Annotated in this window: 19 protein-coding genes and 1 pseudogene; 5 read left to right on the forward strand and 15 right to left on the reverse strand. The window is 40.7% G+C overall.

From position 1 onward, the window contains the following. Nucleotides 1-225 precede the first annotated feature (225 nt). Entirely contained in the window at nucleotides 226-1,182 is a 957-nt protein-coding gene (locus KR50_RS16840) for an Ltp family lipoprotein (protein WP_041061386.1), read from the reverse strand. Between the two features lie 395 nt (nucleotides 1,183-1,577). Beyond that, nucleotides 1,578-2,630: an acyltransferase gene (locus KR50_RS16845; RefSeq protein ID WP_041061388.1), complete on the reverse strand. Its 1,053-nt coding sequence runs from the start codon at nucleotides 2,628-2,630 to the stop codon at nucleotides 1,578-1,580. Between the two features lie 258 nt (nucleotides 2,631-2,888). Between KR50_RS16845 and KR50_RS16850 the strand changes: the two genes are divergently transcribed. Further along, nucleotides 2,889-3,695, forward strand: a complete 807-nt coding sequence (locus KR50_RS16850; RefSeq protein ID WP_052477187.1) for a C40 family peptidase — start codon at nucleotides 2,889-2,891, stop codon at nucleotides 3,693-3,695. Nucleotides 3,696-3,740: 45 nt separating this feature from the next. Here the strand turns inward: KR50_RS16850 and KR50_RS16855 are convergent, their stop codons facing one another. The 8 genes and pseudogenes from KR50_RS16855 to KR50_RS16890 form a co-directional block, all read right to left on the reverse strand. After that, the gene (locus KR50_RS16855; RefSeq protein ID WP_041061391.1) at nucleotides 3,741-4,850 is read right to left on the reverse strand and encodes a plasmid pRiA4b ORF-3 family protein; all 1,110 of its coding nucleotides are present in this window, start codon (nucleotides 4,848-4,850) and stop codon (nucleotides 3,741-3,743) included. A 166-nt stretch (nucleotides 4,851-5,016) separates the two neighbouring features. Beyond that, on the reverse strand, nucleotides 5,017-7,662 hold the full coding sequence (locus tag KR50_RS16860) for a YfhO family protein (protein WP_052477188.1): 2,646 nt from the start codon (nucleotides 7,660-7,662) through the stop codon (nucleotides 5,017-5,019). Next, on the reverse strand, nucleotides 7,659-8,048 hold the full coding sequence (locus KR50_RS16865; protein ID WP_041061394.1) for a GtrA family protein: 390 nt from the start codon (nucleotides 8,046-8,048) through the stop codon (nucleotides 7,659-7,661). The genes KR50_RS16860 and KR50_RS16865 overlap by 4 nt, the downstream gene beginning before the upstream one ends. After that, a pseudogene (locus KR50_RS16870) lies at nucleotides 8,045-8,994 on the reverse strand (glycosyltransferase family 2 protein). Before KR50_RS16870 ends, KR50_RS16865 begins: the two are co-directional and overlap by 4 nt. 339 nt (nucleotides 8,995-9,333) lie before the next feature. Further along, complete coding sequence (locus KR50_RS16875; RefSeq protein ID WP_041061396.1) at nucleotides 9,334-9,801, reverse strand: DUF6985 domain-containing protein; 468 nt, start codon at nucleotides 9,799-9,801, stop codon at nucleotides 9,334-9,336. A gap of 200 nt (nucleotides 9,802-10,001) precedes the next feature. Beyond that, nucleotides 10,002-10,406 carry a hypothetical protein gene (locus tag KR50_RS16880; RefSeq protein ID WP_041061399.1) on the reverse strand — a complete coding sequence of 135 codons (405 nt, stop codon included), beginning with the start codon at nucleotides 10,404-10,406 and terminating at the stop codon, nucleotides 10,002-10,004. A 12-nt stretch (nucleotides 10,407-10,418) separates the two neighbouring features. After that, the gene (locus KR50_RS18100) at nucleotides 10,419-12,431 is read right to left on the reverse strand and encodes a T7SS effector LXG polymorphic toxin (protein ID WP_052477189.1); all 2,013 of its coding nucleotides are present in this window, start codon (nucleotides 12,429-12,431) and stop codon (nucleotides 10,419-10,421) included. Between the two features lie 151 nt (nucleotides 12,432-12,582). Further along, nucleotides 12,583-13,209 (reverse strand): hypothetical protein, encoded by a 627-nt coding sequence (locus KR50_RS16890; RefSeq protein WP_041061401.1) that lies wholly within the window; start codon nucleotides 13,207-13,209, stop codon nucleotides 12,583-12,585. A gap of 283 nt (nucleotides 13,210-13,492) precedes the next feature. On the opposite strand from KR50_RS16890, the gene KR50_RS18790 reads away from it, so the two are divergent. Beyond that, nucleotides 13,493-13,759, forward strand: coding sequence for a VOC family protein (locus tag KR50_RS18790; protein WP_332307483.1), 267 nt, complete (start codon nucleotides 13,493-13,495; stop codon nucleotides 13,757-13,759). A gap of 128 nt (nucleotides 13,760-13,887) precedes the next feature. Here the strand turns inward: KR50_RS18790 and KR50_RS16900 are convergent, their stop codons facing one another. Together KR50_RS16900 and KR50_RS16905 are read right to left on the reverse strand one after the other, a co-directional pair. After that, nucleotides 13,888-14,307, reverse strand: a complete 420-nt coding sequence (locus tag KR50_RS16900; protein WP_041061404.1) for an NUDIX hydrolase — start codon at nucleotides 14,305-14,307, stop codon at nucleotides 13,888-13,890. A 263-nt stretch (nucleotides 14,308-14,570) separates the two neighbouring features. Next, on the reverse strand, nucleotides 14,571-14,999 hold the full coding sequence (locus tag KR50_RS16905; RefSeq protein ID WP_041061406.1) for a DUF6843 domain-containing protein: 429 nt from the start codon (nucleotides 14,997-14,999) through the stop codon (nucleotides 14,571-14,573). Between the two features lie 286 nt (nucleotides 15,000-15,285). On the opposite strand from KR50_RS16905, the gene KR50_RS16910 reads away from it, so the two are divergent. Together KR50_RS16910 and KR50_RS16915 are read left to right on the forward strand one after the other, a co-directional pair. Continuing rightward, nucleotides 15,286-16,110, forward strand: a complete 825-nt coding sequence (locus KR50_RS16910; RefSeq protein ID WP_041061409.1) for a zinc ribbon domain-containing protein — start codon at nucleotides 15,286-15,288, stop codon at nucleotides 16,108-16,110. Between the two features lie 18 nt (nucleotides 16,111-16,128). Beyond that, complete coding sequence (locus KR50_RS16915) at nucleotides 16,129-17,955, forward strand: TcaA 3rd/4th domain-containing protein (protein WP_041061412.1); 1,827 nt, start codon at nucleotides 16,129-16,131, stop codon at nucleotides 17,953-17,955. A gap of 156 nt (nucleotides 17,956-18,111) precedes the next feature. Here KR50_RS16915 and KR50_RS16920 read toward each other — a convergent pair whose 3' ends face one another. Then, nucleotides 18,112-18,549 carry a hypothetical protein gene (locus KR50_RS16920; protein WP_041061415.1) on the reverse strand — a complete coding sequence of 146 codons (438 nt, stop codon included), beginning with the start codon at nucleotides 18,547-18,549 and terminating at the stop codon, nucleotides 18,112-18,114. Between the two features lie 404 nt (nucleotides 18,550-18,953). Here KR50_RS16920 and KR50_RS16925 point away from each other — a divergent pair, with 404 nt between their 5' ends. Next, nucleotides 18,954-19,862, forward strand: coding sequence for an aminoglycoside phosphotransferase family protein (locus KR50_RS16925; RefSeq protein WP_041061416.1), 909 nt, complete (start codon nucleotides 18,954-18,956; stop codon nucleotides 19,860-19,862). A gap of 49 nt (nucleotides 19,863-19,911) precedes the next feature. Here KR50_RS16925 and KR50_RS16930 read toward each other — a convergent pair whose 3' ends face one another. Together KR50_RS16930 and KR50_RS16935 are read right to left on the reverse strand one after the other, a co-directional pair. Beyond that, nucleotides 19,912-20,508 (reverse strand): hypothetical protein, encoded by a 597-nt coding sequence (locus KR50_RS16930; RefSeq protein ID WP_232304304.1) that lies wholly within the window; start codon nucleotides 20,506-20,508, stop codon nucleotides 19,912-19,914. A 347-nt stretch (nucleotides 20,509-20,855) separates the two neighbouring features. Further along, on the reverse strand, nucleotides 20,856-21,233 hold the full coding sequence (locus KR50_RS16935; protein ID WP_041061418.1) for a hypothetical protein: 378 nt from the start codon (nucleotides 21,231-21,233) through the stop codon (nucleotides 20,856-20,858). Between the last annotated feature and the right edge of the window lie 12 nt (nucleotides 21,234-21,245).

Below are 21,245 nucleotides of genomic sequence, written 5' to 3' on the forward strand. Positions count from 1 at the left end.
TGAATTTACTAATCCTATCCTATTTTTTACTTAAAACAAAATAAGTAGAATGAAATGACAGGAGTAATTTCAGATGATTATCATTTTAACTGAAAAAATTTTCAGCAGCATCAATGCCCATATGAAAAAGACCACTATCTCCATCCATAGCGGTCTATACGTATTTTATAAAGACATGCATTTCTGTAAGGACCAGCTTAGTTCACACGGAATATTTTATCGATATTAAAGTCCTGCCATATCCACGGCATAAGAAGCATCCGCATTACTGAAACCTTCAAATTCCAATTGCTCGATCAAACCGGTTCTTGAAAAAGGAGTGTACTCGAGATAATTCTGAGCCATTAGTACTGCCTGCTCACTCCAATCTACAGTGATATTTTCTACAGCGTACGTGGCATCCGCTTGATCAAAACCTTCAAATTCTAATTGATTAATTAACCCACTTTTTGAAAAAGCAGTATACGATAAATAACTCTCAGCCATACTGACCGCTTGCTGCTGTGACATGGTTACCGTATTTTCTGCTGCCTGCTGCTCAGCTTCTTCTGCCGCTATTTTCTCAGCTTCATCCGCCGCTATTTTCTCAGCTTCATCCGCCGCTATTTTCTCAGCTTCCTCCGCCGCTGCTTTCTCAGCATCTTCTGCCGCTTGTTTCTCGGCTTCCTCCGCCGCTGCTTTCTCTGCTTCTTCTGCCGCTTGTTTCTCAGCTTCCTCCGCCGCTGCTTTCTCTGCTTCTTCTGCCGCTTGTTTCTCGGCTTCCTCCGCCGCTGCTTTCTCTGCTTCCTCCGCCGCTGCTTTCTCTGCTTCTTCTGCTGCTAGCTTTTCAGCTTCTTCTGCTTCTTGCTTTTCTGCTTCTTCTTTCTCTATACGCTCAGCATCCTCCGCAGCTTTCTTCTTTTCCTCTTCTGCTTCCTGTTTCTCAGCTTCGTCCTCCGCTTGCGCCAGACCCTCCTCGACTTTTACGCTTTGATCAACACCCGCAACATCCTCTTCCAGCGGATCTGCGGTGATCCCAAATAAAAGAAAGAATGCGACGATGGCAGAACCAAAATACAGTGCTGCTCTTTTTCTACTTCTCTTGCTTTCCGGCATCCACCTTAATACAAATTGAGGTTTGATTAACCCTGCAACAAACGCAACAATAGACAACAGAAACAGCACTAAAAACAGATCTTCCATTGTTTTGTCCCCCTTTAGTGTTTACAAATGGACCGTATTCCATTAGACAGTGAAAAAAGGGCAGAGTGTGACTCTCTTAAAAATGCTTAAATCATTTTCATTTCACAAATAAACAACTAAAAAATGCGCCTTACTAAATCAGTTAAATGAGGACACATAGTTCTACTACACTAATGTGCAGCTATAAGTTTCTCAGACCTCCCCATACTAGTTTATGAGGCGAAGCGGTAGATTATTACTTAAATCATTTTAACGGTGCTAGATCCTCCTTTGCTGCAGGAAAAAAGGAACAGTTCCGCCGCTTACAGAGGAATAACGATAAAAAATGCCATTCGCTTTTCGCAAATGGCACCAACCTTTTCTATGCAAAATATTCATTCAATCATTCAGAGACCTTATCCTCTTCTATTTCCTAGTACCTTCCACTGATCGAATAGTTTCCCCTTATGCTTTTGGATAAATTCATAGCTTAGATACGAAACAACTAATATCGCAGGTGTAAAGACTATGTTCCAAAGGACGGTTTGCTTTATCGATTCCATATTTAGTGCGCTGATGACGAGTAAGCTTGCACTAATAAAGAGAGGATGCATGACGTAGATTCCGACTGCTCGATTCCCGACTCTTGCAAGAAGGCTATTCTCAGAAACCTTGTTTGAGGTCATTGCAAGCGCAAACAACGAAATACATAAGGGAACGGTTGAAAGATAATAGTTATCTACTTTTGAATCCAGCAAATGAATGACAGCCAGGCCTTCAGCAATCTGTGCGATAGAAAAGATCACAACCAACCATGCCCATCGTTCAGGTTTTTGCTTAAAGATCAGCTTTTGGCCGGCAAAAAAACAGCCCAGCGCTGTGTAAAATAAACCGAAAAATAATGTGTCTCTTGTAAAGAAGGGAAATTCCACTAGAGGGTGATAGGACTGTCCAAGAAGTCCAACCATATTCAAACCGAAGCTGACAATGACTAAAAGAAGCAGCTTGTTTAATCTAACAAAAAAATAAACGATCAATGACGACCACACTAATGCGATTAAAAACCAAAGGTGAAAAGAATTCGCTTCAGGCCCGTAATAAACGAGTCCGATCGTAAAAAACAGGTCAAAATATTCCATGATCGCAGCCTGTATTCTTTCCCCAGTCATACTCGCTGTGAGAATCGTGAGAACTAAATCATAAAAGAAAAAGAATAAGACCCATGATCCATATAATTTCAGGTTTTTTAAAAGACTTTTTCCTATATACTGGCTGGGATCCTTTTTTGTCTGCACACTTTTCCCTAAAAAGTAACCAGACGTCATGAAAAAGAAAGGCACAGCAAATCTGGCAAATATATTGATGATTTCATAGACCGTATCCTCATACTTGAACGGTGCCGTATGAATGGTAACCACAAAATAAATCGCAAAAAACTTGATAAAATCGATTGTGTAATTTCTCCCCACGAATTAACCCCCAAAGTAGATAAACCCTTTACATATTATCAAACATTTCAATAAATTGGTAGATATTTTGCCGCTTTATTCTCTATGATTGTTCCAAAAAAACCTTCTTTCATTCCGGATCTAAGCGTCTACTCGCACCCCCAGCCTCATGTCTTTTTACCTTCTCCTTCAACCAGAATCATAACCCGCCGCCGTTATAATCTATAAATCTTGGCTATACTACTCTTATTAATTTGACACCATTTAGGAGGAGTTAAGATGAAGAGCATACTAGCGGCATTGACCATCATTCTTGTATTCTTTTTTGGGAGTTTAGTGTCTGAAGCAGAAGATAATAGCGGGATCTATAAGGTAAAGTCTGGGGATACGCTTTGGAGCATCGCAGCTCAATACAGTACGACAGTCCGGGCTATTCAGTCGCTAAATGAGTTGACGTCTGATTTGATTGTCACTCATCAGATGCTCAAGGTTCCCCAAACATACGCTGTTCCTGCCGAGCAGGCTAAAGTGTCGCAGACCTATACGGTAACCGGGGGAGATACATTATTTTCGATCGCAAATCTTTACGGCATGACGGTAGATCAGCTGAAGGAAATCAATCAGCTTTCCGGAAATAAACTGCTGCCAGGGCAGGAGCTAAAGGTTACTGGAAAAAGCAGTTCACCTGTCTTACCAGCTTCCACGGTCAGCGACTCATGGCTGACGGATGTTCTGGATATTGCCGGCAGACAAATTGGCGTCCCTTATGTATGGGGTGGTGCCTCACCGGATGGGTTTGATTGCAGCGGATTTATCTATTATGTATTTAAGGAAGCCGGCATGGAAATTGCGCGGACGACAGCAGAGGACCAGCATGCTCGTGCCATTCCCGTAGATTCACCGCAGGCAGGAGATCTTGTTTTCTTTGAAAATACCTATAAAGCAGGAATTTCACATGTAGGCATCTACCTGGGGAATGATCAATTCATTCATGCCAATGACGGAGACGGTGTGCAAATCAGCCCCTTGTCAAACCCCTACTGGCAGGACAAGCTGGAAGGATTCAGACGTTTAACGGGGGAGTGAAAATAAAAAGGGCCATTTGCATATCGCAAATGGCCCCTTCATCTTTTACAGGGACTTTAAGCTGTAATTCACTAGATCAAGATTAAAGTTTTTATAGCCCTGGCTTTCGCTCCAACTTTTTAAATGGTTGTGATCCGGATGAGCCGGGTCTGCCATGACATCAAGAAACATTTCATAGCCGCCTTCTCCACCGATGTTTTCAGGCGGAGTGTTTCCTTCTCCCTCCAGGCACACAGGATGATTATAGGTATAGTCGTCTACCATTTTTTCAATCGTGATCCGGTGCTGCCAGTCATCTCCAAAATCATAAATATACCTTATTTCAGCCGGCAGATAGTCAGCGATTTTTTCTCCTTTATCCAGTTTCATCGGGATCCCGGAGTCGTAACCAAAGGCTTCTTCGTGACTGACCAGGTTTAAAATCGGTTTGCGATTTTCCATTTCCTTCGCGCGATCCGGGTCAAATGGTTTACTCGGGAACAGGAGGAATTCATGAAGATGTGCCTCCTGCCAGTTGAAGGCAATTTGTAAGGTTTTGTGCAGCTCTGGAAACGTTAATCCTTTCGGAATAGCAATCCTGCGCCAGACGGGGTGGGTGTTAATATCCAACGCAACGTGAAGAATGAACGCTTCTGAATGAAAAATTGTTTGCCCCGCTAGTTCTTCCAGATTTCGATATAATTCTTCATTTGGAACAATATAGTCTCGTTTCCCATGGCCCATCAATACACGGCTGACCTTTTTCGTTAAAGCACGCTGATGAATCGAATCCCCTGTAAAATCTCCTAAAAAGTGCGAAACATACTCGCATGCTTTATTAAGCCTTGCTACAGTTGTTCGATCTTTCGTCTTGCTGAACGTGACTTCTTTGGAATGAGCAAGATACGTCTCAATCACTTCTTCCTTAATACCTTCTTCACGGTACGCATGGGCAATGGCCTCAGGGATTAACTCATCCAGCTTTTTAAAGTCCTTTGCTTTCAATCCATGAAGAACGATCGCATAACGATTGCGATCATTCACAAGCACAAGCGTCTTCCTGCGGTTCACATTTAATAAATTGGCATGCCAGCTGAATAACGGGTCCTCTTCAGCTTTCTGACCAGGCTGAATCTTTAATTCTGTTAGAAGTTTCTTTGTACATTGTATGAACATCCTGGACGCTCCTCTTCGCATTTTACCTACCCATTTGGCTATGTGCAGGCCTGAAGATTTCTTTTCTTCATTGTATCATTCTTACACTCATCCATCGAAGGTTCCTTGCTTCCCGAAAGAAAAAGCCCGTTCTCTCTTTGAATGAAAGAGAAAACTGACTTTTACTTTACCACCATTTATTAGTCTTTCCTGAAGCACTTGAATGCCGATTATTTCTTTGCAAGCGCCTGTTCCAGACCACGGTCGCTAATATAGAAAGCAATGCAATCGCGAGTGTGCTTTTAAAAAATGGAGGATAATACACAAACTCAACGGTATTTTCTCCTTCATCAATTTCTGTCCCCAAAAACGCAAAATTGGTTTCGAGTACGTCCCGCGTTTCTCCGTTGACCTTCACTCTCCAGCCCAGCTCATAAGGAATCGGGAGCGTCAGATGGCTGTCATTTTCCCAATTGTTGAATTGCAGCGAGATGCGGTTGCCGGAAAGATCCGTTTGATGGGTTTCAGGACTTTCTTTTTGCGCTGCTTCTTCCAACGTCTCATAGCTTTCCCCGTACAGTTCAAGCTCTTCTAACGTATAGCTGCCTTCCCTGATGCGAAAAGAAACGGTATCCGCACCAGACACTCTGATTGTGAGATTGTTCTCAGCCGTCCGGTACAGTGATCGGTGTGATTTGCGAATCGTTTCAAACTCATTCACCTTCACTTTCATCATGGGAGCTACGCGGTCATTGTTTTCAAGGAAAAAGGACAAGTAAAGATCCTCCCATTCCTCCCCTGCTTCATCAAGAATAAAATCAAGTCCGCCTCCATCTTTTCCAACGGTAAGCTGACCGTTTTCATAGGTAGCGTTCACAGGTTCAATACTCGCTCGTTCCAAAAGATTTTCTCCCGGCTCAAGAACCTCTGTTTCCTGATCAATGTCTTTCACGACAATCCCTGACAGCATCGCCTGTTCACGGGATGGAATATCCGCTTTCCTAACCTGGTCTTCATCATAAATCTCACTCGACGTCTTAATGAAAGGAAGTACATTGGTATTTTCATAAATAATATAGTTATCACTCTGGAGGACCTCTTCAAAGCCGTATGGAATGATTTCTTCTTCATTTGCTTTAGCATGCATCAGGTATTTCCCCCGCAGCAAACTGTATAAATTAGCCCGGTCGCCAAATCCTGAATACCGGCTGACACTTTCATGCTCGATATCGATTTCCATGTCCTCATAATAGAACAATAGAATATGTTTATTATGAATACTTGAATAGGCGCTTGTTCCATAAAAGCCCTGAATCAACGGGATGTTATTTCGCAGGTCCTCCCCGCGCCAATCGAGTCTTGGCATGACAGTCTGATCCTGTGCCTGAAGCTCTTTGATTAACGCTTCTTGTTCAGCGTGCTTATAATCTTCACTTAAAAGATAATCCCGGTTAGCCCGCTCTAGTCCGCCATTTTCATATAACACAATACGCTGATGATTGTTCATCACAACCAGATTGCCAATGATCAGAACGGCAATAAGTGCGTAGCCATAAATAGGCTTTTTCGTCCAGCCGTATAAAAGAAAGGCGAGCAGAAGGATGGCTGCATGAACCAAGATGACCAATGCTTTATTCGTATCCTCCATGAACCGTCCATCGACGGACGTATAGAAATGATAATAGACAGCGACGCCAAGAACAGCAGCGATCACCAGCTGATTTTTTTTAGCGCTGCCAAGCAATTGAAGTCCAACGGCTGTCATGCCGCCGATTGTAAAGAAAGCCAAGTACTCAAACCGGTTTCTCGGCGCTGAAAACCCATTGAACAAGCTGCCGGCCAGTGGACTAAAATGCAGAACGATCAGGACAAAACTAATAGAGGCAAAAAGCAAAAACAGTCTGTTGCGATAAAACGACCACATCCAGATCAACAACACAAAAATCGCCGGGAGAAGCAGAGACAGACTTGAAAATAATACATTTTCGATCGTTTCATAAAATAACGGAATGTCGTTTTCAAATGGCGGACGCTGATTATTCAAATAACCATAAACCGCCGGAACAAATCCGACAGACCCGACGCCAAAGCCTAAAAGCCCGCCAAGGATTAGCTGTTTCAGCTGGGACCTTATCGGCGCTTCCTTTTTCTCTAACCGAATAAACCAGCGAAAAACGATATAGATGGCAATAAAAATTAAATTTATATAAGCGAAATAAAAGTTCGTAAAAACGGTCAACGAGACAGCCGCAATAAACCAGACGGGCTTTTTTTCCCGAATGATTTTCTCGACACCTAACACAAGAAGCGGGATCCAGAAGAAGGTATCTGCAAAAAACTCCCAGTACGCAACATGCCTGAAATAAATAACATTCACCGCGTAAATAGTGGCACCTGCAAAAGCTGGAATCAAGTTGATCTTCATATAACGGAAAACAAGTGAGGTAACCACAATAATCCCAGTTACACGAATCACGCTCAGCCACACACTGGCCTGTGCCCAAAATAAAACATCCGGCGAATCAATGATCCGGGTCAATTCCAACACATACACCACAGCAACAGTCAGGATGTAAAATAAATTCGTTGAATAATAATAGCCCAGCTGACTGTAAATACCAGCCCCCATTCCAAAGGAAAAAGAATAGAAAAAACTGCCGCTCGTCCATTCGTTATAAAACAGCTCTTTAAAAGGAGCAATCTGATTTAAGCCATCATTGGGCCCAATCATATAGCTGTCGTGCCACCACTCTTTTAAGAAAAAAAAGTGAGAAAAAAAAGCAGCGCCGAAAGCTGCCAGTATAAGAAATAGAAGTTGTTTTTTTGTAATCATAAAGACTCACCATTTGATTTCAGAATTTTCCCCGTGACGACAAATGTGACAGGAATTGTAAATACAACAGCCATTAGAGGAGCGAGACTGCTGTTTATATGCAGCCACTCCACAAAAACAAACACAAATGAAGACGATACAGCCACATTAACAAGCTGAGTAATCGGAAACTGTAAAAACTTTTTAAGCGTCGGCTTCACCCGGTATGTGAAATAGGAATTTAAAAAGAACGATACGACAAGACTGATGACAAAGCCCAAAAGATGAGAAACCATATAATGCAGCGATAATAAGTGATGAAAAAATAAAAAAACCGCGTAGTAGTTGAGCGTATTAATGCCTCCTACTACGACAAAACGGGTGAATTCTGTATTAAACCGCTTCATTCTGACACTCTCTTCGTTACGCTCGTTTCCTGCACAAGGTATAGAGGTCTTTGTTTCGCTTCATAATAAATCCGTCCAATGTATTCCCCAATCACGCCAAGGCTGAATAAATGAAGCCCGCCTATAAACAACACAGCTGAAATCGTCGTCACATATCCCGGTACCGTCACACCTTCACGGAATACCTGAACAACCATGACCATGATATAAATAAGGGAAATGAATAAAATAAACAATCCCATGTACAAGCAAATCCGAAGAGCTTTAAGTTAAATGAAATCATTCCATCAATGCCGTAGTTAACAAGATTGGCAAATGACCACTTGGAATCTCCATTTTCCCGCTGAACATTTTCATAGTGAATAATCTTTTGTTCATAGCCAATCCACGAAAATAATCCTTTTGAAAAACGATTTCCTTCCTGCAGCTTGAGCATCGCTTTAACCGCGCGCTTACTGAGTAAACGGAAATCGCCTACACCATTTTTCATATATACGTCAGTCAATTTATTAATAATTAAATAATACAGATTGGAGCACAGGGTCCGAGCCTTCGAATCCCCATTGCGATTCCGCTTGGCAATGACCTGATCATACCCTTCTTCATACCCTTTTATCATCTCAGGGATGAGAGACACCGGATGCTGCAGATCCGCGTCCATAATAATCACAGCATCTCCTTTTACATGCTCCAATCCTGCGATAAGCGCAGACTCTTTTCCAAAATTGCGCGTAAACGATACATAATGAACCGAACTGCACTCCCTGGACAAATGTTGAAGAACCGTCAACGTATCATCACTGCTGCCATCATCAATAAACACAATTTCATAGTGATAAGACAGCGGCTCAAACGCTTCTTTCACCGCTTTATGAAGTAAGGATACATTTTCTGCTTCATTATAGGCAGGTATAATAAAGGAAATGGTTGGTTGATTATTGGCCATCTCGGATCCTCCAGTTATCTGATTAACAAAATAACATCTGGTAATCTATTCGTTTAACTTTCTCCTATTATTCCCTTTTCAGACTCCTTCAAACTAGCGCTTCGCTGGGGTTAACCGAAAATTAAAAGCATGAAGCCCGTTAAACCAAACCCTCTAACCCTTCACCTCTAGAAACGCCTCATCCTTCTCCCGGTCAAATAAAAAAACCTTGAACGGCTTTACCCACTCAAGGTTCAAGATCAGATAGTTTAAATGAGAATGATCAGTTCACTGCTTTTTTCTTTTGTGAAGGGAAGAAATAGTACAGCTATAGTGAGATAAAATTTTTAACAACCACTTTTAAATTGCAATATCTTGATAACCTACTTTAGTTACTTTTTCATTTAATAATCGAATCCCTAGCCCATTTTCTGTATCCCATGAACAATTAAATGTAATTCCAATATCCCGACCATCATAAATATCTGCATAAGGAACAACAATTCCATCAATACTTATCATTTTTAATATTTCATTAGTTGTTTCAACTAATGGGTAATTATTATTCACTTCAATATCAAAACCTAATTCATTTCTCTTTTGTTGGTAATAAGTTAGGACCGATTTTAATATTTGTTGTTGTACATCGTTCCAATTGTTCAGTAAGGATTGGTATGCTCTATACTGACCTTCGTCAAACTGACCATCCTCCTCACCATCAATTATTAGATCTACTTCTGTTGCATGTTCAAAAAAGTTTACAATAATAACTCTTGACCAACCAGTTTTAAACTCAATTTCACCGAAAATCGCATTTTTTGTAGTCATTCTTTATTGTCCTCTCCTTGCTTACTTGTGGTGCTGCATTGTTACAGGCTGCGGCTAATATGTAAGCAAGAACAAAAGCTGCAAGCGCCAAGCCCTTTCCTTTTCCTAAGCACTTTTCCAGGTTGGTCACACCCCATAAATAATTTGGGGTGGCAGAGCAGTGCTGTTATACATTTCTTAAGTAAAATAATGTTTCGAATCTATAACTTCTTTTGAACTTCTATAACTTCAATCTCATTTTCATTAACTATTTTTTCATAGTAGTATTTATCCGTTCGTTCGAATCCATACTGATTTGCAAGTTCAGCATGCATCGTTCCTAGTCTGAACTCTGAGCCAGCTTTATTAAAACTTAAATTAAACTTTTCTCCTCTAAACTTTGCTTTGTAGTCCACTTCATATATTTCTTCAATCTCTACTTTCTTGACCTCCTTGATATATAGCGTAGGTAAGTTATTTCTGTCTTTATAGTTACTGGGATAAATCAATTCTTTAAAGCCCTCACTTATATTTGATTCTTCACTTACTAACCTTACAGTTTCCCCATCAATAGTACTGACTCTGAAGGTTTTATTCTTATATCTAGCAAAAATTCCCTTTTCCATGAAAATCGCTCCCTAATTCTTTATTGGGATAAACACTTTCAAATCACTATCAAACTTGGCTACTAATTTTTCAATACCGTCTGTGACCTCATATAATTCTGCTCCATTATTAGGAAAATATCTGTTATCAAATTGCCATTCGGGCACTATTTCACCGTTTCTTGATCCTGTAAATCCATTTAAGGTACAAGGGAAGCCATCAGTATTTCTTCCTCCGAAGCATGCACCGTAAGGTATCTCGACATTATCTACATGATTAGTTGTGAATTTGATTTTCCCATAGGCATTTCCATCTTCCGGGAATGGCCTACTACCATTCCATGATGTATAGTCTAGGCGAAAAGATTCAACTACCTCACTATAGTCAATTATATGATCAACATCTTCTAATTTAGCAATATATCCGCCTATTTCTGCATACTCGCCTAATAAATACTTTTCTATATCATTAATAGGGATTATTTTCTGTAACATCGTGTTGTTTGTTATAGGCGGTACAGACTCTCTTATTTCTTTGATAATACGAACTTCGTCATTAGTTAATTCTGCTACGTTTTTTAATTTCAATTCTTGAAATTCACTTAAGGTTAGATTTTGTCCTTCTAATATTTTTTCTATTCGCTTTTGTATAGTATCTGGAGACTCTGTACTAACTACGTTATCTCTATTCGAAATTCTATCGCTATTGTTATTTCTATCCCCATCCACCCGAAAAGCCGAATAAGCCAATCCACTCTCCGTCGTTTTCGGACCAGGCACATCCATTCCATATCCTCCTGCCGGCTGCACGTCAAACCTGTGACTCATGGTCATCAGATTCCACTGATCCATCATAGTAAGATAGGGCATTTCAGGCCGCGGCGAGACGAGTGTCAACGGTGCTTTGGGTGATGAGACAGGCACGTTTGTAGTGTCTGCGTCGGGCAGGCTTGGCCGTATTTTCGTCCCGGCAAATAAAGTAATAAGGCCCAGGGTATCCGTTACGTGCTGTTCTGAATAGACCTCCTGAGGGTTAAAGACGTTTTTCACGAGCTCCGGCAGTCCTAGTAATCTAGCGTTCCAATAGTCGTAGGTGGAATCGTATTGTTTCTCGGTCAATTCATCCACATGATCGTTGAATCCTTTGACTGAATCAAAGGCGCCGAAAAGCCAGTAGTTACCGAAATCATACCATGAATCCTTGCGTTTTTCCGCCAGTTGACCATGTCCGTCAATGATGGACTGCGTCACGTTTTGAACGCTTTGTCCCACTTTGTTGTAGGCTTCGATCGGATTGTAATCACTCCAGCCTTTTACATTTCGGGCTTCCGCCTGTTCCTGTTTTGTTTGTATGTACTGCATGCTGCGCTCCTGGACTCCATCCTTCACTTGGAACGGGGCGCTTGCTTCGAACGCGGCTGAGTTAAAGGACATCGGAGTGATTTCACCGTTTTGACTCGTGGCATCCATCATGGCTTCGAACAAACCGGTGACGAGCATCTGGCCTTCTTCCGACTGTGCGTACTCCTTTACCAGTTCCGCGTCGTACTCTTCCACTTTCTCTACGGTGTCCCAGCGCATTTGCTTTGCGTTTTCAAGCGACTGCTCAATCCTTTCAGATGAATAAGGCTGGATGGAGATCAAATCCTGAATGCGTGACAAGACATCTGCTACATACTTCTGCTGAGCGATGACCATTTCGCTCAACCGGGTATGAGTCGTCTGCAGTTCTTCATCTAACCCCGGCACATCAATCACTGTGCTGCCACCGAGCTCCCGATCCTCTGCCATGGCACCCACATCGTTCATAAACGCAATCTGCTGATCAACAAATTGGATCCAGGCCTCTGCGACATCACTCTGTGCACGAAAAAAATCCTTAATCCGTTCAGCCGCCAGCCCTTCGAACGCTTCATCTAAATTAGTGACAGCCAGCATACTTCTCTTCAGTACAAATAATGTTCCCCTAAAAGTCTCATACTGACTCACCCGCTCCTCCATCGTTTCTTTAAGAGCTGCAGCGTCATAACGTACCGTTTGAGACATCGCTTCACTTCCTTTAAAACTTCTATTATTTTCCTCTAGTGTAAAGTTGGAAGCTTTAGTCAGGCAACTCGTAATATGAAAATTATGTAAAATAAGAATATATACCTATATTAAAGACTATAATACTTGCATTGACTTATGTTTACCTTTATCAAATCCCCAGTTTTTTTCGTGTAGTCCAAATGGTTTTTGAGGCCATTAAAGCAACAGGCGGGAAACCCAGACTGTAAAGAAACGATGCGATTTGCATTCCCTTGGTATAACCATAAATTTCTACTAAATAATGCTCCTCATCAGGACCGGGAGGATAGACCACTCCCCCATAACCAGTTCCGCCTGCAGCGAAGACCAACACGATAAGAAAAAATAACAATGCAGATATAACCAGCCAGAGAGGAAATTTTCCTGAAGGAAGAAACTGCTCTCCAAAAAACACGACAAAAAATACGACACTCCACATGAGTCCCAGTATGATAAGGAGCGCTGGATGACCTTCATGCGTTTTTACTCCCGGGACGAGGAAGATAATTGATGAAACAAACATACTGGAAGATAAGTACAAATTATAGATCAAGCGATTTTCGTTCATTTTCAGCCACGCCAGTATAGCAAATACCATTAAAGCGGTTAAAAGTATAACGGTGAACACCGTATATGGCAGTGACGGAACCGGAGTAAAAATACTAACGACTCCAAAAAACAGCGGCAAACAGAAGAACGTAAGTGGATGCGGCCTGCTGCCATCCACTACAGCTTCAACTTTATTTTGCTTTGCCATCGTTATAACCTCCTTCCATTATCCAATCCTAGTATGTATACGACACCGTCTAATAGAAGGTTTCGTCAAGATGGCATTTTAAATAGCTGCTTGTATTATGCTGTTAGATCACATAGTTAAATAGTACCTCACAAATCCCGGAATTGTTTTACAATAAGGGTAGTCCAGACGAACAAAAAAGGAGAGAGTAGTCATGAGCATCATTTCAGCAAAAGCAGGATCCATTTTTGTCCCAGTCAAAAATAGTACCGACGCACGGGACTAGTACTGTTCCATCCTTCAGATGAGGCCGGATTACGAAATTATAGCAGGACATTTATGCTGTATACCGTTTGACAACAGTGGGTTGAGCCTTGTTCTCGACAGCAAGATTTATAAGGAAGACGCTGTGTATAAAAATCCTGCTTTTCACTTCAATACGGATGACATCCACAAAGCGTATCATTTTTTAAAAGAACAGAATGTTGAACTGGTGACTGAGATACAGCACGGACATTGGTTTAACTTTAAGGATCATGATGGGAATAGGATGATGGTTTGTCGGTGTTAGGATCTCTCTTTACCCTTTAATTTGGTATTCCGCTAACACAAAAAAGATCCTGGGATAATGATGTCTCAGGATCTTTTACTGCCTCGCTGCACTTCAAATGACTGCCCCTCTTTTCTTCATTAAATCCCTCAAAGGAGCGATTGTGCATGTTTTATGCTCTCTTTTAAATAAATGGGGGATAAAGGATGACTAAGAACTTCTTCCGTGGACAGCCATATGACCTTTTCAACCTCATCCGGACATTTTGGAAAAGCGTCGCCAGAATCATATTCACATAGAAAAACAAGATTCACCACGTTGGCACCCGTATCGGTTACGAAAGAGGTGCTGTGAAGGTAGTTTAATTGGTCTTTAACTTTTACACCAACCTCTTCTAAAATCTCACGCTTCAACGTTCTTTCTACTATATTGAAGGAATTGCCTTCTATCTCCACCTTGCCCCCAACAAGTGAAAACAGCCCGCCTGCATGATCTTCCATGTTGCTTCTCTCAATGATTAACCACTTGTCATGCTTTCTGATTGCACCTTCTACATTGACAATAAACATATCTTTCCCCCTTGTAGGTTCATCGTGTTAGCTTCTACAAAGTTCGCTGATACTCCTTCAAATAGTTTTCTTTAGGACTTAATAATATGTGCAATGAGTGTGAAATGGAATTGTGACAGTCCCAATTTATGTAGATTAACATTAGGAGACATGCTTAGACCTTAATGTCAAATATTGTAATTTTTTTATACGCGTGCTGCATATTTTGGTTAGTAAGGGCTGTTTAGAAAAGCAATCAATGCAACTAGTTCGTAAAATCTCATCTACCATTCACAGTCTTGTTTAATCGAATTAAATGAAATCCAGCCGCTTTCTTCTAAGTTCGTGCCGCCTTCTCCATAAGAATAACTACTGTGGGATGAAATTGTTACATCTACTAACTCACTTTTACGACCATTCTTATTTTGAAATTGCATAAATATCTGGTGTATTCCTATATGCCCGAAGTCAGATGATGAAGAGGTCTTGAACTCTCCATCCATGGGAATATTGTAAATTACCGCTCCATCATCATCTAGCACCAACGGATCTGCATGTCTCACGTCGTAATCTATACTTACACATTTGTCAAAACCTTCTGGCAGCACATAAATGACAGCGCCTGTTTCATCAGGTTTATAAAGGAGGTATAAAGCAAAAACTAAAAAGCTAGTTACTATTAAAATCGCCATCTTATTGAGTATTCTTTTCAATTCGTTCACTTCCTTGGATAATGGGGATTTTCAAATCGCCTATCACTTTTAATTTAAAGATTGTGTAAAACTATTATCTATTAAAAGCAGTACCAGTTTTAACTGAGTATATTGTTTACAATAATAAGCTTAAATCATTCAAAAAGGATTAACCATATATTTAATTTCATTAATGTAAGATTTTTCATTGACTTAAATGGGAATTATTTATAAAGTTAAATAGATTAGTAGGTCTTAATACTTATTTTTGCTAATCTTTCTAATTCGATATGAGGAGAGTGTTTGTATGAAGTGTGAGAAATGTGGCAATGAGCAGGATGGCGGAAAGTTTTGTGGGAAGTGCGGCAACAGTTTGACAGCTAACCACGTGACTGCAAATCCGGCACAGGAAACGGTGATAAATGCTGCACCAGAAGGACCTGCAACAAGCGGGCATGTTGAGACAAGTGAGTACATAGAAAAAGCGAAAAAGACCGGAAAAGGATACTGGGCTTATCTGAAAACTTACATAAAATCTCCTTCTGCAATTTTTTCTAAAGGGGAAAATGAATTTGTAAACGGACTAATTTCTCTACTGTTATTCAGCTTTATGGTAGCACTGGTATCCTATGTATTTATTCATAACATTTCCCGTTCGATGTTTGGAGGTTATGGCGACACATTTATGAATGAGTATGCAGGACCGACCTTTATGTCTGTGTTTGGCGGATCGATGGTTTATACTGCGTTGAGCTTATTGCTAGCAACTGTTTCTTTATTTATTGTGACGAAGCTATTTGGAGGAGGTCATTCGTTTAAGTCCATTATTTCGTATTATGGCAGTCATATGTTACCGGTCCTTTTCTTACTGGCAGCTGCATTTATTTTTATTTTAATTCAGGCCTATGCATTTGGCTCGATCATTTTTGCGATCGCAATTTCCTTTACCGTCTTTATCCTTCCTTTATATTTGATTAGTTCTCTTTTAACGAAGCAGTCCAAATCAGCAGATCCTCTATATGGATTCGTCAGCTACGTCATTTTATTCACGATCGCTTTTAGCCTCTTCAGCTTCCTATTGGCTGATTCAGCAGTTGGCAGCTTTATCGATGAAATTGGATATTATCTTTAATGGAAGGGAGCGTTTAAGATGACACGGTTTTGCAAGGAATGCGGGGCTCCCGTCTCTGAAAATCACAGTGTATGCACCGAATGCGGACACCGTCTTCCACAAGTTGAAAAGATGGAGATGACAGAACCCAAGCCGAAGCCTCCAAAAACCAAAAAACAAAAAGCGATTGTGGCCGCTGGGATGACCGCTGCAATTGTGCTTATAGGAGGAAGCTTTTTTGCGAGCAAGCAGGTTTCTGCAGAAAATACGATGAAGAAATTTGCCGAAGCCATCAATCAACAGAATGCAGACGCGCTGACTTCACTTGTGGTACATGAAGACGGCTCGACAATCAAGAAATTTGAAGCGGAAGCCATGCTGAATTTTTCTGAAGAAGAGCTTCAAGCGATCAAGGAATCCGTTGCCACTACAGGTGAAACCCCCTATTTTGCCGACACGCTTTATTCGATCGAGCAAAACGGCAAATGGCTCGGCCTTTTCAACCGCTATTCAGTGAAAGCGGCCGATCAATACTCAGAGCTGTTTATCCCTGAGGAAGAAGGAGAAATTGAACTCCAGTTAAATGGTACACCGGTTTCAAGTGATGCAGTAGATACTGGTCCATATGCACCTGGCATTTATACCCTGTCCTCGGCCTTTGAAAATGAGTACGGCACCGTGACCTCCCAACAGGACCTGACGTTTGCAGGTACGAGCGGCAGCCTTCATTCAAATACCGTAGAGTTAGACTTTGACTATGTAAGTTTTTATCTGGATCAAAATACAGATTACGAGACTTCCGTGATACTAAATGATACAAAAATTCCGTTTGATTCCTGGGGAGTTACAGAAAACATCGGCCCTCTTCCAACAGACGGATCGATCACCGTTTCCATCGAAGCCGAATACCCATGGGAAACTGTGAAAGTGGATAAGATCGCTGTGGAAAGCTCAAACCAGGAAGTCACGCTCCCGTTATTTACGAAGGAAACAGAAGAGAAATTCACCAAAGTGATTGCAGCCTATGGGGAAGAATGGGTCAAAGCAAGAGCGAAAGGCGACGCATCACTTTTCACCACTGCGACAGAAGAGTGGATGGAAGAAACGCACTATATGATTGATGATGTTCTGTCGATGGAGATTGTTTACTCCGGACAGCTTGATGAAGTACAGCTTCAGCCCTCACAAGCAGCCATTACCAGATGGGAAAACGCCGATCACCTGACCGTGCCGGTAAGCTTTACGACAACCGATTCCTATCATCTTGAATCAGAAAAAGCCACGCTCGCTCAGCAAAGTGTGGTTTGTAATATGGTTCTTGTTTATTCAGAAAAAGAGGATCAGTTTAAAGTGGATGAATGTCATACGATGAATCACACCGATTCCTTCTCGGGTGAAGTGACCAAAGAGGGCTCTGCAGAATTACATAAGGGGACAGGTGTGAAACAAAACGCGAATGACAACATGGATGGGGAGTACGAATTTTCAGAGGATGATTCCGAATCAAAAGAACGTCTGGAAACCTTTATGATCGAGTACAATGACGCCAGTATTTCTGCAATTAATAATGTGGATTTCTCCTACGTCTCGTCTATGCTCGTCGACGGCAGCCCCCGCGTTCAGGAACAAAGTGATTTTATAGACCACCTTGGATCCATTGGCGTGACAGAGGAACATGTCAGCACGACTCTTGATAAAATGGAAGTGATTTCTTCAACTGAAGCGCTGGCTCACACAACCGAAACATTTGTGATTTATAACGATCTCGGCAAGCACACAAAGTCTTACAGCACGATTACTGAAGTGCATGTAGTAGATGGGGAAATAAAGATTTATGAATTGATTTCAACTGATGAAATTGACTAAAGCTAGACAAGTAGAGCCTGAGACATAATATGTCTCAGGCTCTTTGACCATTTCATGACAATGATCCTATACAGGGTATCGCCCTGCACAGGCAGCTTTTCGTCATTTCCTCAAGCAGCCACCTTTCTTTAGGCTACTTTGTGGAAAAATGTCAAATCATCGCGTATAGGCTGGCGTATGATAATAGCTAAAGGAATTAGCTCTTAGTCTTTCAAATGACTTGCCAACAGAAGTATAACCTACTACATACATCCCGCTTTTCGGATGCCAGTGATTATAAGACTCAATCCCGGCTGCTAAGAATGGTGTAAATTGAGGGTTGAACTTATCAGCGATTACACCTTTTGTCTTTACAGAACCAAATTGACTTGAAGTTAGATAGAAACGTGCGTCTTGTACAATTCCTTTGTCATGCAGGTATTTAAGCGCGATCCCTGTGTTCTTATGATCGCTATGCTTATCGTACCAGCTCATTCCTTTGAATTTAGCATCGGGGTATTTTTCAATCATTTCCAAAATGACGTTTTCAACATTTTCAACCGTCAAATTTCCGTCTTCATAGTTATAGGTGTAAAAAAAGGACACTTGCTGCAATAAATAATCTTTTCATTTTCCAGATCCCCTTCGTTTAGTAAAAATAAAATGGTGTAAATACACAAAAAATTAAGCAGGAACTAAAGCTGCTTAAAGACCCTATTCAATGATTAGGGTAGTGACTAGCGTTAGTATAAGCGAGCAATATTACCTATTATACGGTTAAATATAGCTTAAAAAAATCATTTATCTACATATTAAAATATTTTAATAAGTATTTTTATCTACTTTATTAATCATATGATCTTCCCATTTTTAAGCTGGTAGTGTTCTACAATTCTTTTTACCAAAACTGTAAAATGAATGATAGTTTAGAAAATTATTATAATACGAACCTAACACTGGTATGATGAATAAAAGAAAAACCAGTTTAATGTGGACTTGAACGTAAAGGTGGGACATATATGCTCGATTTGAACAATCACGCTGCTTTTCAAACGATAAAACCGATTCATAAAGGATGGTCGAGTGATAAGAAATACTATGTGGAAACGCGAACAAATGAGAAATTGCTGCTTCGCTTAGCGGATCGGAAAGAATACGACCAGAAGCTAATTGAATTCAACACGATGAAGGAATTAAGCACGAGCGGTCTACCTATTTCGCAGCCAGTTGATTTTGGTCTTTGCGACGAGGGCAGGAGTGTGTATTCGCTTTTTACGTGGTGTGAGGGTGAAGATGCTGAGACTGAATTGCCTAAGCTGACTCAAGCAAAACAATATGAACTTGGCGTAACGTGCGGGAAGATCCTGAAAAAAATCCACTCCATTCCCGCACCCAGCGGCCAGGAAAATTGGAGCACCTATTTTAACCGGAAGATCGATAAAAAAATGAAAAGCTATCTTGAATGCGGGATAAGATTTAAAGAGGACGATAAGGTGATCGCTTTTATTGAGGACCATCGTCATCTCCTCCAAGGAAGGCCGCAATCGTTTCAGCATGGTGATTATCATGTAGGAAATATGATTATTTCACCTATGGGAAACTTGAGCATAATTGATTTTAACCGTTGCGACTACGGAGATCCTTGGGAAGAGTTTAACCGTATTGTGTTTAGCGCAGCAGTCAGTCCGGCTTTTGCCGCAGGGCAGGTGAACGGCTATTTTAACGGCAAACCGCCTAGGCAATTTTTCTCCCTGTTGGTTTTCTACATATGCAGTAATATGCTTTCCTCCATTCCCTGGGCGATACCTTTTGGCGAGCAGCAGATCGCTTTTATGAAAAACCAGGCGAATGAGGTCCTGGGCTGGTTTGAAAATTTGGTTCACCCTGTGCCGTTGTGGTATCAGGAAATGAATTCACCTTTTAATTAAGTAAAAACAGAACTCCTAATCCAAGGACATTCTGTTTTTATTTGTTTGATCAATATGAAGTAACAAAATACCAATCTTCAGCCATCCTTTCTACCTCTTTAAAATCACCGCCAAAAGCATTGGTTTCCGGTTTTTTATTACTGTAAACAAAGCCTGAAAAACCGTCCAATATTCCTCGAAAGGTAAAGAACAAAACAGAATAGTCGTCTTCGTGTTTCTCGACCACGATCTCTCCTCCGCCATTGGACAATGAGCTATACTCTTCGGGCAGACGGATCAGTGAAGAATTATGCATGACATTCGGCTGAAGAGAACCGTCTTGAACTTGTGCGACCACCTCAAGCCGCTCTGATTTATTCATATTAAAATCCATTTCCAGGACAATCTGATTAAATGGAACGGTGAATAACAAAACAATAGCAGCCGCCTGAATCCCAATTGCCTTCCAATTCCTTCTCCTTATCAAATCAATCAATGTCATAATCAAGACTGCAAGGAAAAACCCGTAAACTGCCAGATAAACGACTGGCATGACGAATGGAGTAAGGATCTCAACTAGTTTCCATTGAACAAGCTGCACAAGGAGTACGAGCAGGCTACTTGAAATGGATAACCATAATAGAACTGTATACTTAATATTTGACACACCTTTATCCTGAAATTTGGTAAACGCTTATATCTTCATTACTATACAGACCGATTGAGAGTAGCTATCTGTTAATCAGAAGGAACTATATTTACAAGGATAGCCAGATGTGCAATAAAATTCGACGAATTTAAGAAAATTAGAAGTTTTTCTGGACCACCTTTAACATTAGAAATGAGTAGGCAGATTGGACGTGCCAAAAATAATAAAAGCATTAAATAACCTATAATACAAGAGTTGTTATTGATTAGCGAAGTGGCTTGATATTCACTTTAACTTTCATTGATATTTCACAATGAAATATTAAAATCTTCCCAGTGACGATAACCGCTGAAAATTCAGATTGTTCATCTTAAAAATTCTATACTAATTCTATCGACTTTAATTTCAACTTGGTTATTGATCAATTCGGAATACTCAGAGAAATATTCATCCTCATCACTAAAAACGATTCCTGCATCAACTGTTTCCTCATTTAAGAAACCTCTAATATAATACTCATAGCCCAAACCTATCCGTTCTATTTCTTTCTTTTCTTCCTGGATTTTACGGATTTTAAACTCATCTAAGATCGTAAAGCCTAGTGATACAGGATAACATTCACCTACTTCAATTTTATATGGACATATAAAAGCAAACCCTGTAAATTCAATTCCGTTAATTTCAATGGTCACTTCTTCCTCAATTAGTGGATCAAGCCTTTTAATAAGAGCACTATACTCCATATCTAAAACCCT

Source organism: Jeotgalibacillus campisalis (genome assembly GCF_000829515.1).
GTDB lineage: Bacteria > Bacillota > Bacilli > Bacillales > Jeotgalibacillaceae > Jeotgalibacillus > Jeotgalibacillus campisalis.